A 12,065-nucleotide genomic window follows, 5' to 3' on the forward strand; every position below is an offset into this window, starting at 1 on the left:
CTTGGCTGATGGCGGTCAGCGACCCAGCCCCGCCCCAACGGCCAGCACATGCTCGATGAAGCTGTGACACGGGTGGCTATGGTGTGCCAGCACATCTGCCTTGACCAAGATGCCCAGCGGCCCCACCGCCTGTGACTTCCACGGCAACACCGCCAGCTCTCCACGCTGAACCAGCGGCCGCAGCAGACTGGCGGGCGCGCACATCAGCATGTCGCTGTCGGCCAGCATGGCGTATGCGATCTCCGTCGAACGGCTCGACACGCGGCACAGCTCAGGCACACCACCCAGTTCATCGAAGAGGCTCTCCACCTGCTGGGGTCCCAGCCCGGTCAGGGGTGGGGCCAGCCAGCGCTGCGCCAGCAGCTCTGCGGCGGTGACGGTGGCCTGCCGGGTCAGAGGATGCTCCGGACGACAGGCCACCACAAACCCCTCCTGCAGCGCGGCGCAAAACGCGAACCCTTGCGGCAGCGGGGTCGGTTCGCGGCAGATGGCCAGGTCCAGCGTCCCCTCCTGGATGTTCTCCAGCAAATTGTCGATCGTGACCTCGTGGACATCGATGGCCGCATCCGGGTGTGCGGCAACGTAGGTCGGGATGGCCACCGTGAGCAGGCCGTTGATGCCCGCCGCAATGCTGCCAATGCGGATCAGCGCAGACGCTGTGCCCTGCTGCAACAGCGCAGCATTGCCTGCGGCGGCCTGGAGAGGAACCAGCGATGCGCGCAACAGCGGCAGGACCGCCTCTCCCAGGCGGGTCAGGCGCATGCCCTTGGAGTGCCGCTCGAACAGAGGACCGCCCAAGGAGCTTTCCAGCTCGACTAGCGCATGGGTCGCGGCAGGCTGGCTCAGGCCAATGGAAGAAGCCGCCCGGTGCAGGCTTTGCAGGTCGGCGATCGCAATGGCCAGCTGCAGGTGCTTGAGGCGCACCCGCCCCAGGATGCGGTTGAACAGGACGGAAGGCGTCAAATCCGGCATGGTCTATTCAAAAATTGAATTCACTTGAAAAAGAAGCATTGGCCTTGCGGAGCCTGCTATGGAACGATCGTGCGCTGGCAAGGGGCAAACCCACGCCAGATGCATTCAATTAACGAATCTTATTCCCGCACCAGCACGCCGCTGGATGCGAGAGATCTCAGGAGACAAACCACCATGCCATCACCTCAGCGTCAGCCCCTGCGCACGATCACCTTGCGCCCCACCCGCTTCCTGCTCGCCCCGGTCATGGGTGCCCTCCTGGCCATGGGCCAGGCACAGGCTGCAGACACCCTGGATACCGCCTGCAAAACCACGGCCGAATGCCAGGCACAGGTCGCCAAGATCCAGGGGCTGGTCAAGGGCGATGCCACCAGCGTCTTGTCCAAATCGCAGGACACCTTCTATTGGTTTGGCCGCATCAACATGGCATCGACCGTGGTCAACGTGGAGCAGGGCATCATCCCCAAAGCCCAGGCGGGCCGCATTGCGCGGGGCGTGGAGTTGTCGATCACGCAGGCGACGGCCCCGGGTGGCAAGCGCCCCACCGATGTTCTGCAGGTCGAGAAGATCATCACGGACGCCGTGGGCCCCGAGGCCACGCTGATCCACACCGGGCGCAGTCGCCAGGACATCCACTCCACCCTGAACGCCGCGCAGTTGCGCCTGGAGATGCTGGACTTTGCCGATGCCCTGGGCCAGGTGCGCGCACGGCTCATCACCATTGCACAGGCGCACACCGCCACCTATGTGCCCGCCTACACCAACGGCGTGCAGGCCATGCCCATCAGCTATGGGCACTATCTGATGGCTTTTGCAGATTCGTTCGCCCGCGACTCGGCACGCATCCGCGAGGCCTATGCCCGCATCAACCTCAGCCCCATGGGCACGGCGGTGCTGGCCAACTCCAGCTGGGGCATCAACCGGGAGCGCCTGGCGCAACTGCTGGGGTTTGACGGGCTCATTGTCAACTCGCTGGATGCCGGGCAGGTCAGCACCTACGACATTCCCATCGAGGCCACCTCCATCGCCAGCTCCACCGCCATCCGCGTGGGCGCGTTCATGCAGGACGTGCACACTCAGTACCACCAGACCCGGCCGTGGCTGCTGCTGGCCAGCTCCAAGACCTACACCAGCAGCGCCATGCCGCAAAAGGCAAACCCGGGCATCATCCAGAACACCCGCGCCAAGGCCAGCGATGTGGTGGCGTCGGCCCAGGCATCGCTGTGGCGCGCGCATAACGTCACGCCCGGCATGATCGACTACAAGAACACCTGGAGCCCAGCCAGCGCAAAAACCTTCGTCCAAGGTGTAGAGATGCTGCAGCAGTTGGCCGATGTGCTGGACTCGCTGCGCATCGACCCGGCCCGCGCGCTGGACGAACTGGAATCCGAATGGACGACGTCGATGGAGCTGGCCGAAGCACTGCAGCGCAGCCATGCCATTCCGTTCCGGGTGGGCCACCACTTTGCGTCGGACGTGGTGGTGTATGCCAAGGAACGCAATATCCGGCCCAGGGACTTTCCGTACGTCGAAGCCGTGCGCATCTACCGCGAAGCGGGCAAAAAGTACGACATCAAGGACCAGCGCCTACCGCTCACGGAGAAGGAATTCCGCCGCGCCCTGTCCCCCGCCGAGATGGTGCTGACCCGCACCGGCACAGGCGGGCCACAGCCCCAGGAGGTCACACGCATGGTGGCCATTGCCACAGATACCCTCGCCAAGGATCGCGCCTGGTCGGGCGAAGCACGGCAACGCCTGCTGACCGCAGAGGCTGCGCTCAATGCTGCGTTTGAGGGCGTGAAGTCGCTACCCTGAACTGAACACGCGGTGGAGAAGCCGCTTAGCGGGCCAATGCTGGCCTTGCAGCGCCGGGGCCACTGCCATTGCGCCTTGCCAGCGCAATGAGGATGTGGATCCCTACCGCCAGTGCCACCAACAACAAAGCACCCAGGCCCCACAAAGCCCAGGCCAGGAGGGTGACAGCGCCCGCCAGAGCTGGTACAGCCTCCAGTACGGCTTGAACCATGGGGCCCACAGACGAGACAAGGGCCTCCCACTGCCCCATCAGCTCAGGGGGCATCCACGCCTTGAGCCAGCCCGGCACCAGGATGATGTCTTCCACCGTGCTGCCGCCCGCCAATGCACCTGCACTGGACACCACCCAGACCGTGACTGCATGCATGGCCCAGCACGCCAGGGACCACAGGGCCAACAAAGACAACGAAAGAAACCAGTTGATTGCGTAGAACATGCGAAAGCTTCCTTTTGTTTTCCAATGGGCAAGCTGTGAGTATGGGCAAACCTGCGCGGCATAGACACCAGCCCCAGCCGCACCTAGCATTCGGTTTTATCGAACCTGAGCCCACACATGCTGAACTACCGCCACCTGTACTACTTCTGGATGGTTGCCAAGGAAGGTGGCTTTGCCCGGGCGGCAGACCGGCTGGAGATGGCCGTGCAGACCATCAGCGCCCAGGTGCGCGACCTGGAGAAGTCGCTGGGCCACCAGCTCCTCAAGCCCTCGGGGCGCGGTGTGGCGCTGACCGAAGCCGGGCAAGCTGCGTTCACCCGTGCCGAAGAGATTTTTCAACTGGGCCAGTACATCGAAGAAGAGGTGCGTGAGGCCGCTACGGCCCGTGTGGCCCGGTTGTCTGTGGGGCTGTCTGACGGTATTTCCAAACTCGCGGCGCACGCGCTGCTGGAGCCCGTGCTCGCAACGCCCCATTTGCGGCTGGTGTGCCACGAGGGGGAGTCGGACGAGTTGCTTTCCGAGCTGGCTCTGCACCAGTTGGATGTGGTTCTGGCCGGGCAAGCAGCGCCGCGCAACCCCCACCAGCGCCTGACCAGCGAGCGCATTGCCCGCTCGGCCCTGCAGTGGTATGGCCCGGCATCGCTGGTGAAAAAGACGGTGCGGGACCGGTTTCCTCAATCGCTGCAAGACTTGCCAGTGTTGCTGCCCACCCACCATGCGCCGCTGCGTGCCACGCTGGATGCCTGGTTTCAAGACCTGGGCTTTCAACCACGCGTGGTGGGCGAGTTTGAAGACAGCGCCCTGCTGGCCGTGTTTGCGGCACGGGGGCTAGGGGTATTTCCGGTGAGTCGGTTGGGTGCGCAAGATGTGGGGCTGGTGCGTGGGCTGCGCCTGCTGGGCGAATGCCCGCAGCTCTTTGAAGAAGTCCACGCCATCTGGTCGCGCCGGGGGCAGCACCACCCTCTGGTGCGGCAGTTGGTGGATGCTTCCGCCGGGCTGGGCACAGCCTAGCGGGCTTCCCACGCAACCAGCATCCCCCTTGTTGAAGGTTGCGCTTGCAGTTACAGCCGCGTCAGGCAGCCTGCGCCAGCTCGTAGCGGCCGAGCTCAGTGGGCATGAAGCCCGTTTGCCAATACTGGCGCGCTGCATTCATCAGCCACCACTCACTCTGCGCCAGGTGACTGTCAGCCGTAGCGGCTGCGTAAGCGAACTCCAGGGCCTTGCGCCGCAGGGCGGGGTCGGTCACCTCAGCCAGCAACAAGGTCAGCGTGGGGCCATCAATGCTGGCGGTCAAAACGCGCTGTTCATGCATACCCATCCACAGGTCTTCGCACAGGCCGTGCAACACCTTGGCAAAGCCGCCGTGCGGCAAGCCCAGGTCCAGCTCCATGTGAAGCCCATGCAAGGCATCCAGCTCGGACCGGCTGACATGGCCATCCGATATCAATAGCAAGGCGATGATTCGGGCTACAGCTTCGGGGCTGTTGCGGGGATAGCTACGCATTTCTGATCTCCTTGATATGGGGTACGTGCAATGACAAAGGTGACAAGCAAGCAATGGTTGACCAAGCGCGCCGCACTAGCGGCGATAGCGTGAACGCGGCTGCCAGCCGTCGCGGTATTGGGCTTGCACCCGCAGCGGCACTTTGACCGGCACGCGCCGCAGCACGGGTGCCCGAGCCACGGCGACACTGGAGAGCCAGCGCACAAGGCGATGACGCAGGGTGACAATGAGCGAAGAGATTCCAGACCAGGGTTTCACGGACGGCTCCTTTGAGGCGGAAAGTTGCGAACAGGAAGAAGCGTTGAATGTGTGCCCCCCACCCGCTGAAAAGAAGCAGGTTTTCTCTGACATACACATCCAGAAAATCGATGTGATTCATCGGCAGCGAAATCGCATCCAAAGCACAGAATTTTCAGAGATTCAACGAAGAAATTTCCTGCTGGTTGGCCGCCAAGCTGCGGGCTACGGTGTCATCCTCAACTCAGGAGATCGCAAATGCAGATTCTTTTCAGAACACGCCACCCCGAGGCCGCACTGATGCGCGATGCCGTGGAGCGTCGCGTTCGCTTTGCCTTTAGGCGGCTGAACGCTCTGGTGCCACGCGCTGAAATCAAGCTGGATGACATCAACGGCCCCCGGGGCGGCCCCGACAAGCGTTGCCAGATCGCCCTGCGCACCGACGGAGCAGGGGCGGTCGTGGTGTCTTCGGTGGCCAAAGACTGGCGCTGCGCACTCGACGAAGCACTGGCCAGCGCCGCCCGCCTTCTTCTGCGTACCTGGCGGCGCAACTCGACACCCCGCAGGCAACGGCGGGGCGACGGGGCCGTAGGCGCCGAAGGACAAGGCAGCGCGACTGCACACTTCCCATAACGCGACCTGGCTGCGACGCCCGGCACGGCGGTGGAAGGCATGTGCAGGCCCCTGCCCTCATGCCGTCGTCACCGCGGTGGACACGGAGATGTGCGGCTGCCCTGCCACCTGCCTGCCCAACCCGGGCGCGTCAAGCGCCCAACGAGGCTCCTCCATCCACGCTTGCGGACTGCACAACCGCCTGCTCCACAACGTCCCGTGTCAGCGTGGGTACAAAGCTCTGGATGAAGCTGTAGGCATACCCGCGCAACCAGGCACCTCGCCGCAGGCCCAGGCGGGTCAGATTCACCTCAAACAGATGCCCCGCATCAATCAGGCGCAGATGGCGGTCGCGGTCTTCATCGACAGCGATGGATGCGACGATGCCCACGCCCATGTCCAGCTCCACATAGGTCTTGATGACATCGGCATCCATGGCCGTGAGCACGATGTCGGGCGCCAGGCCCTCCCGCGCAAAGGCCTCGTCGATGTGCGCACGGCCGGTGTAGCCCAGCTCGTAGGTGATGATGGGATATTGCGCCAATTGCTCCAGCGTTACGGGGCTGGGCAGGTCCAGCAGGCGGTGGCCCGGGGGCACCACGATGCTGTGCGTCCAGCGGTAGCACGGCAGGGTGACCAGGGCGTCATAACCTGCCAGCGCCTCGGTGGCCACGCCGATGTCGGCCTCGCCGGACAACAGCATCTCTGCCACCTGGCGGGGCGATCCCTGGTGCAGGTGCAGCGACACCTGCGGGAACAACGCCCGAAAGTCGCGTACCACCTGGGGCAGCGCATAACGCGCCTGCGAGTGCGTAGCCGCCACCGACAGGCGCCCCTGCGCGCTGTCGCTGAAGTCCTGGCCCGCGCGCCTGAGGTTGTCCGCCTCCAGCAGCAGGCGCTCGACCGTGGGCAACAGCACTTCGCCAGGCGGTGTCAGACCCGTGAGGCGCTTGCCCGCCCGCACAAAAATTTCCACGCCCAGCTCTTCCTCCAGCTCGCGGATCTGGCGGCTCACCCCGGGCTGCGAGGTGTGCAGGATGTGTGCCACTTCGGTCAGGTTGAAGCCCCGCCGCACGGTTTCGCGCACAGAGCGCAGTTGCTGAAAGTTCATGGATAAAAGCCGGTCTCACAAGGTCGATGTGACTGCCACCGCGCGGGGCCGTGTTGGCGGCGGCCCCATGCGTTCCGTAGCCAGACAGCCCGTAGCGCAGGGGCCTGTAAATACTATGTTTTTAATAGCATTAAGCGCATATTCCACTAGCGCATCAGTCACTTTTCTTTGGTTTTTTTCCTGTGCGGGCCTTACATGCCCCGCTGGGACAGGTCGGGCACATAGCGGTCGGCCTGGATGTCGGGCGACAGCCCGTGGGTGATGACCTCGTCGGTGATGGGCAGGAACTGCGCATTCCACTGCTCCCACGCCGTGCGCAGGCGTTCAAACACTTCGGGGTGCTTGTGGCGCAGGTTGGCGCGCTCCAGCGTGTCGTCTTCCACGTCGAACAAAAACTCGTTGTCGTTGATGCGCAGGTACTTGAAACGGCCCTCGCGCACGGCGCGCTGGCGCTGCGACTTGTAGCGCCAGAACAGCGTGCGCGGGTGCGCAGGCGCATCGCCCAGCAGCACGGGCAGGATGCTCTCGCCGTCGGGCGGGTAGTCGGCATGGGGCGCCACGCCCGCAGCGGCCAGCAGCGTGGGCAGCCAGTCCATGGTGGCGGTGACCTGGTCGCTCACCTGCGGTGCAATGCGCGCAGGCCAGCGCAGCAGCGTGGGCACGCGGATGCCGCCTTCCAGCAGCTCGGTCTTCTGGCCGGTGAAGGGCCAGGTCTTGGAAAAGCGCTCGCCGCCGTTGTCGCTGGTGAAGACGACGATGGTGTTGTCTGCCAGGCCTTGTGCCTTGAGTGCATCCAGCACCTGGCCCACCGCCTTGTCGAGCGAGCGCACCATGCGCGCATAGGTGGCCAGGTTGCCGCCGTCGTAGTGAAAGAGGTCTTTCAGGCCCAGCGATATTTCTTCGTCCTCCGGCCCCACCCAGGGCCAGTGGGGTGCGGTGAAGTGCAGCGACAGAAAGAACGGCTTGGCCGCGCTGCGCTCGCCGATCCAGCGCGTGGCCTCATCGGCCAGCAGCTGGGTGTAGTAGCCCACGCGCTCCACCGGCACCTCGCCTTCGTACAAATCGCGCGCCACGGCATCGCCCACGCCGGGTTTGTGCGTGAAGTAGTCGATGGCACCGCCATAGTTGCCAAAGAAGCGGTCGTAGCCACTCTTGAGCGGGCCGAATGTGGGCAGGCTGCCCAGGTGCCACTTGCCAATCAGCGCCGTGTCATAGCCCGCATCGCGCAGCAACGATGGCAGCGTGGGGTGCTCCGGCGGCAGGCCGTGCACATGGGCCTTGCGCACCAGGGGTTCCTCCAGCCCACCACGCAGCCGGTACTGGTAGCGCCCCGTGATCAGCGCAAACCGCGTGGCCGAGCACACGGCCGAGTTGGCATAGGCCTGGGTAAAGCGCACGCCCTCGCCCGCCAGCGCATCCAGGTGCGGCGTGGTGAAGTCGGTCTGGCCGTACACGCTCAGGTCGGCCCAGCCCAGGTCGTCGGCCAGGATAAAAACGATGTTGGGCGCTTGGGTGGAAGCGGATGCGGCCATATTGGCAGTGATGCTCATGCAGCCCCCTTGGCCTTGCCAGCGGCATCGGTCTCGCGCCACTGCTTGTCGAGCTTGAAGTCCTTGACGGCCTGCTGCACGAAAGCGGGTTGGAACCAGGCCTTCACGTCAAACGTCTGGCGGATCAGCCCCAGCTTGACGCCGTCATCCAGCACGCCCTGGTAATCGGCGATGAAGCCCTCGTCGAGCAGCGGCGAATATCGGGCGTTCAGGTTGTCGCCCGCCAGCTCCTCGCGGAACGACAGCTCGGGGTTGCCGCTGTTGTCGGCGTAGAGCTTGATGAGCGACTCGCGGTTGCCCTCTTGCGAAGACCAGTGGGCGGCGCGCACCAGTTGGGTCACCAGGCGCTGGGTGAGCTGCGGGTTCTGTGCAACGAAATCCTCGGTGGCCAGGATGCCGGAGTTGATGGTGTAGTCCGGTCCACGGCCCTTGGTGCTCAGCGCAATCTGCGCGCCCTGCGCCTTGAGCAGGAACAGGTCCGAGCCGCCGAACGTGGCGTCGATCTGCCCGGCCACCACGGCGGCCTTGGAGGTGGGCCAGTCCATGTTGATGAGCTTCACGTCCTTTTCGGTCAGGCCCGCCGTGGCCAGCAGGTTGTCGAAGGTGCGCTGGTAGGCGGTGCCCTTGAGCACAGTGACCTTCTTGCCCTTGAGGTCGGCCACGGTCTTGATGCTCACGCCCGGCGCCGTGGCCAGATAGCTGTTGCTGCCCCGGCCCGTGGCCGCAATGAAGCGGGTGGGCAGACCGCGCGCACGGCCAATGACGGCGGCCAGGTCGCCCAGAGAGACGATGTCGAGCTGCTTGGCCGACAGCGCCTCGTGCACGGCCGGTCCTGCGCCGCGAAAGAAGTTCCACTCGATCTTGATGCCGTCCTTGGAAAATTCATCTTCCAGCCACTTGTTGGCCTGCAGCACCGCAAACACACTGCCGCCTGGCGAGGGCTTGCCGGCCGTACCCAGGTCGGGCGAGCCGATGCGGATGACCTTGGCGGGCGACTGGGCGCGCAGCACCATGGGGGCAGCCAATGCGGCAGCGCCAGCCACCAGCAGCGAACGGCGCGTGGAGAAAGCGAGGGGGTTTAGTTGTGTCATGGGAATCTCGGGAATCAGAAAAGGGAAAACAAAAAATCAAACGGCAAACTGCCACTGCGCAGCGGGTGCCAGCTGCTCGCCGCGCTTGAGCGGCGGCTCGGCCAGGTCGGCTGCCGGGTGGCCGGAGAACTCGCGCAGCACGCTGTCCTTGATGGCGGTGAACGCGTGGGAGGTGCGCTCGCGCGGATGGGGCAGCCCCACCGGAACGGTGCGGCGGATGCGGCCGGGGCGCGGCTCCATCACGACCACGCGGTCGCCCAGGTACACGGCCTCCTCCACGTTGTGGGTCACCAGGATCATGGTGATGCCCTCTTGTTGCCAGATGCGGTGCAGCTCCTGCTGCAAGTGGGCGCGGGTCATGGCGTCGAGTGCGCCAAAGGGTTCGTCCAGCAGCAGGATGTCGGGCCGGTTGACCAGCGCCCGCGCAATGGCCACGCGCTGCGACATGCCGCCCGAGAGCTGGTGCGGATAGGCGGTCTCGAACCCCTCCAGCCCCACCAGCGCAATGTGCTCGCGCACGGTGGCGCGCTGCTGTCCTTCGGTCAGGCTGGAGTTGAGCAGGCCCAGCGCCACGTTCTTCTCGACCGTGAGCCAGGGGAACAAGCGGTGCTCCTGGAACACGATGCCCCGGTTGAGGCTGGTGCCCACAATGCGCTGGCCGTTGAGCAGGATCTCGCCCTGGTAATCGCCCTCCAGGCCAATCACCAGCCGCAGCAGCGTGGACTTGCCGCAGCCGCTCGAGCCCACGATGCTCACGAACTCGCCGGGCTCGATGGTGAGGTGGATGTCCTGCAGCACGGGCAGGGCTTCGCCCTTGACCTCGTACTGCTTGTTCAGGCCGCGAATGGCCAGGGTACCGGCGTGTGCCATGTTGATTTCCTTGTGTTCGTATGCGTATGCGTATGCGATGCGTCAGCGGCATCAGTACCTGGCCACCGTGCGATCACGCCAGGCCAGCAGGCGCTTTTCCAGTGCTGCCAGCAGTGCGTTCAGTACAAAGCCCACCAGGCCCACCACCACCACGCCAAACAGCACCAGGTCCATCCAGAAATGCTCGCGTCCATCGATCAGCGTGTTGCCAATGCCCTTGCCCGAGGCCAGCAGGTATTCGGCCCCCAGCGTGGCCAGCCAGCTGTAGATGAGCGAGAGCTGGATGCCAGTAAACAGTGAGGGCGCGGCGGCAGGCGCCACCACACGGCGCAGCGTTTGCCACACGCTGAACTCGTACACGCGGGCCACCTCCAGGTACTCACGCGGCACGCTGCGCAGGCCCTCCAGCGTGTTGAGCACCACCGGAAAGAACGCCGCCATGGCCACAAACGCTACCTTGGCGGTATCGCCCAGGCCAAACCACATCGACAGCATCGGAATCCACGCAAACAGCGAGATCTGCTTGAGCGTGTGGAACGTGGGCCCCACCAGCCGCTCGGCCCAGCGCGACCAGCCCAGCAGCGCACCCACCGCCAGCCCGATGCCGGAGCCAATGCCGAAGCCCCAGGCCATGCGCCACAGGCTGGCCGACAAGGCCACCCACAGTTCGCCGCTGACAACCTGGCCCACACCGCGCTGCCATACGGCCAATGGCGATACCAGCAGGGGCGAATCGGACGCCCCCGAAGCCACCACCGCCCACCACACGGCCAGGATCAGCACGGGCAGCACCCAGCCCCGCAAGCGTGCGGGCACTTTTTGGAACACGTTGCGTTGCACGTTCACAGAAGACATTGGCACACCCCGTTCACAAACCCGGCTTGCGCCAGCGCAGCAGCCAGGCCTCGGACACGGCCAGCAGCTTGTCGATCACAAACCCCACGATGCCCACGGCCAGCACGGCGGCCAGCACCACGTCCAGCTGAAAGAGCTGGCGGCCATAGACGATGAGGAACCCAATGCCCTCCGATGACGCCAGCAGCTCCACCACCACCAGCGCCAGCCAGGCATGGGTGAGGCCATAGCGCACGCCGTTCCAGATGGGCGCAGTAGCCGCCGGAAACACCACCTTGCGCAGCATCTGCCAGCGGGTGAAGCCATACACACGCGCCACCTCCACCAGCCGGTTGGGTACGTTCTGAATGCCCTGGCAGGTGTTGATGGCCACCGGCACCAGGGCCGCCTTGGCGATCAGCAGAAACTTGAGCCCATCATCAATGCCCACCACCAGGATCAGCAGCGGCAGCCAGCCGATCACCGGCACCTGGCTGAAGGCCTTGAACAATGGGAAGAAGTAATCACGGAATGTCGGCGACAGGCCCATGGCACCGCCCAGCACCAGGCCCAGCGACAAGCCAATGCCGAAGCCCGCAAACACGCGGACCATGCTGATACGCAGGTGGTCCCACAACTCGCCGCTGGCCAGCAGCTCGCCAAACACCTTGAACACGGCGGCGGGCGGCGGCAGCACCTGCTCGGGCACCCAGCCCCACACGGCGGAGAGCTGCCACAGCGCCAGCACGGCCAGCGGAAAGGGCCAGGCCCAAAGCGAACGCCTCGCCCCAATCCAGGCAGCGTTTTGCCTTGCCGCTGCGGGGCGGCGCGTGGGGGCATCCGGCAGCGCGTCCAGCGGGCTCGCGGGGCTGCTTGGCCCGGCCGCGTTCAGTGCGGGTATCGCCATCTCTTGCATTTCCTTTGTGGGTGGTGGAGCTGCCACCACATGGGGTGAGCGCAGCGCCATCGATAACAACCAAAAGAAATGTAAAAGACGTTTGTTATAAAAATAAATGGTTAATACTCATATGCA

13 protein-coding genes are annotated in these 12,065 nt (G+C 64.7%); 4 read left to right on the top strand and 9 right to left on the bottom strand.

Features of this window, described 5'->3' with window-relative positions:
- Positions 1-15 precede the first annotated feature (15 nt).
- Positions 16-972: a LysR family transcriptional regulator gene (locus tag AC1Q64_RS01200; protein WP_492250168.1), complete on the bottom strand. Its 957-nt coding sequence runs from the start codon at positions 970-972 to the stop codon at positions 16-18.
- A gap of 174 nt (positions 973-1,146) precedes the next feature.
- Here AC1Q64_RS01200 and AC1Q64_RS01205 point away from each other — a divergent pair, with 174 nt between their 5' ends.
- The gene (locus tag AC1Q64_RS01205) at positions 1,147-2,787 is read left to right on the top strand and encodes an argininosuccinate lyase (RefSeq protein ID WP_492250169.1); all 1,641 of its coding nucleotides are present in this window, start codon (positions 1,147-1,149) and stop codon (positions 2,785-2,787) included.
- A gap of 25 nt (positions 2,788-2,812) precedes the next feature.
- Here AC1Q64_RS01205 and AC1Q64_RS01210 read toward each other — a convergent pair whose 3' ends face one another.
- A complete protein-coding gene (locus AC1Q64_RS01210) occupies positions 2,813-3,223 on the bottom strand; it encodes a hypothetical protein (RefSeq protein WP_492250170.1) in 411 nt (136 codons plus the stop codon).
- 117 nt (positions 3,224-3,340) lie between these two features.
- On the opposite strand from AC1Q64_RS01210, the gene AC1Q64_RS01215 reads away from it, so the two are divergent.
- A complete protein-coding gene (locus AC1Q64_RS01215; protein ID WP_492250171.1) occupies positions 3,341-4,234 on the top strand; it encodes a LysR substrate-binding domain-containing protein in 894 nt (297 codons plus the stop codon).
- 61 nt (positions 4,235-4,295) lie between these two features.
- On the opposite strand, the gene AC1Q64_RS01220 is transcribed toward AC1Q64_RS01215, so the two are convergent.
- Entirely contained in the window at positions 4,296-4,727 is a 432-nt protein-coding gene (locus AC1Q64_RS01220) for a TerB family tellurite resistance protein (RefSeq protein WP_492250172.1), read from the bottom strand.
- 226 nt (positions 4,728-4,953) lie between these two features.
- Between AC1Q64_RS01220 and AC1Q64_RS01225 the strand changes: the two genes are divergently transcribed.
- Positions 4,954-5,265, top strand: coding sequence for a hypothetical protein (locus AC1Q64_RS01225; RefSeq protein WP_291439081.1), 312 nt, complete (start codon positions 4,954-4,956; stop codon positions 5,263-5,265).
- Positions 5,223-5,597, top strand: a complete 375-nt coding sequence (locus tag AC1Q64_RS01230) for an HPF/RaiA family ribosome-associated protein (RefSeq protein ID WP_492250173.1) — start codon at positions 5,223-5,225, stop codon at positions 5,595-5,597. Before AC1Q64_RS01225 ends, AC1Q64_RS01230 begins: the two co-directional genes overlap by 43 nt.
- A gap of 130 nt (positions 5,598-5,727) precedes the next feature.
- On the opposite strand, the gene AC1Q64_RS01235 is transcribed toward AC1Q64_RS01230, so the two are convergent.
- From AC1Q64_RS01235 to AC1Q64_RS01260, 6 genes are all read right to left on the bottom strand, one after another.
- Entirely contained in the window at positions 5,728-6,687 is a 960-nt protein-coding gene (locus tag AC1Q64_RS01235) for a CysB family HTH-type transcriptional regulator (protein ID WP_291439078.1), read from the bottom strand.
- A gap of 191 nt (positions 6,688-6,878) precedes the next feature.
- Complete coding sequence (locus AC1Q64_RS01240; protein WP_492250174.1) at positions 6,879-8,237, bottom strand: sulfatase family protein; 1,359 nt, start codon at positions 8,235-8,237, stop codon at positions 6,879-6,881.
- Entirely contained in the window at positions 8,234-9,328 is a 1,095-nt protein-coding gene (locus tag AC1Q64_RS01245; protein ID WP_492250175.1) for an ABC transporter substrate-binding protein, read from the bottom strand. Before AC1Q64_RS01245 ends, AC1Q64_RS01240 begins: the two co-directional genes overlap by 4 nt.
- 36 nt (positions 9,329-9,364) lie before the next feature.
- Positions 9,365-10,198 carry an ABC transporter ATP-binding protein gene (locus AC1Q64_RS01250; RefSeq protein WP_492250176.1) on the bottom strand — a complete coding sequence of 278 codons (834 nt, stop codon included), beginning with the start codon at positions 10,196-10,198 and terminating at the stop codon, positions 9,365-9,367.
- Positions 10,199-10,249: 51 nt separating this feature from the next.
- A complete protein-coding gene (locus tag AC1Q64_RS01255) occupies positions 10,250-11,053 on the bottom strand; it encodes an ABC transporter permease (RefSeq protein WP_492250177.1) in 804 nt (267 codons plus the stop codon).
- Between the two features lie 13 nt (positions 11,054-11,066).
- The gene (locus AC1Q64_RS01260; protein ID WP_492250322.1) at positions 11,067-11,948 is read right to left on the bottom strand and encodes an ABC transporter permease; all 882 of its coding nucleotides are present in this window, start codon (positions 11,946-11,948) and stop codon (positions 11,067-11,069) included.
- Positions 11,949-12,065 lie beyond the last annotated feature (117 nt).

This window comes from Acidovorax sp. GW835-FHT14G06 (assembly GCF_058793595.1).

Coding starts and splice junctions, on each gene's coding strand:
- AC1Q64_RS01215 (WP_492250171.1), top strand. CDS start 3,341: ATGCTGAACTACCGCCACCTGTACTACTTCTGGATGGTTGCCAAGGAA.
- AC1Q64_RS01260 (WP_492250322.1), bottom strand. CDS start 11,948: ATGCAAGAGATGGCGATACCCGCACTGAACGCGGCCGGGCCAAGCAGC.
- AC1Q64_RS01250 (WP_492250176.1), bottom strand. CDS start 10,198: ATGGCACACGCCGGTACCCTGGCCATTCGCGGCCTGAACAAGCAGTAC.
- AC1Q64_RS01240 (WP_492250174.1), bottom strand. CDS start 8,237: ATGAGCATCACTGCCAATATGGCCGCATCCGCTTCCACCCAAGCGCCC.
- AC1Q64_RS01235 (WP_291439078.1), bottom strand. CDS start 6,687: ATGAACTTTCAGCAACTGCGCTCTGTGCGCGAAACCGTGCGGCGGGGC.
- AC1Q64_RS01200 (WP_492250168.1), bottom strand. CDS start 972: ATGCCGGATTTGACGCCTTCCGTCCTGTTCAACCGCATCCTGGGGCGG.
- AC1Q64_RS01220 (WP_492250172.1), bottom strand. CDS start 4,727: ATGCGTAGCTATCCCCGCAACAGCCCCGAAGCTGTAGCCCGAATCATC.
- AC1Q64_RS01255 (WP_492250177.1), bottom strand. CDS start 11,053: ATGTCTTCTGTGAACGTGCAACGCAACGTGTTCCAAAAAGTGCCCGCA.
- AC1Q64_RS01245 (WP_492250175.1), bottom strand. CDS start 9,328: ATGACACAACTAAACCCCCTCGCTTTCTCCACGCGCCGTTCGCTGCTG.
- AC1Q64_RS01210 (WP_492250170.1), bottom strand. CDS start 3,223: ATGTTCTACGCAATCAACTGGTTTCTTTCGTTGTCTTTGTTGGCCCTG.
- AC1Q64_RS01205 (WP_492250169.1), top strand. CDS start 1,147: ATGCCATCACCTCAGCGTCAGCCCCTGCGCACGATCACCTTGCGCCCC.
- AC1Q64_RS01230 (WP_492250173.1), top strand. CDS start 5,223: ATGCAGATTCTTTTCAGAACACGCCACCCCGAGGCCGCACTGATGCGC.
- AC1Q64_RS01225 (WP_291439081.1), top strand. CDS start 4,954: ATGAGCGAAGAGATTCCAGACCAGGGTTTCACGGACGGCTCCTTTGAG.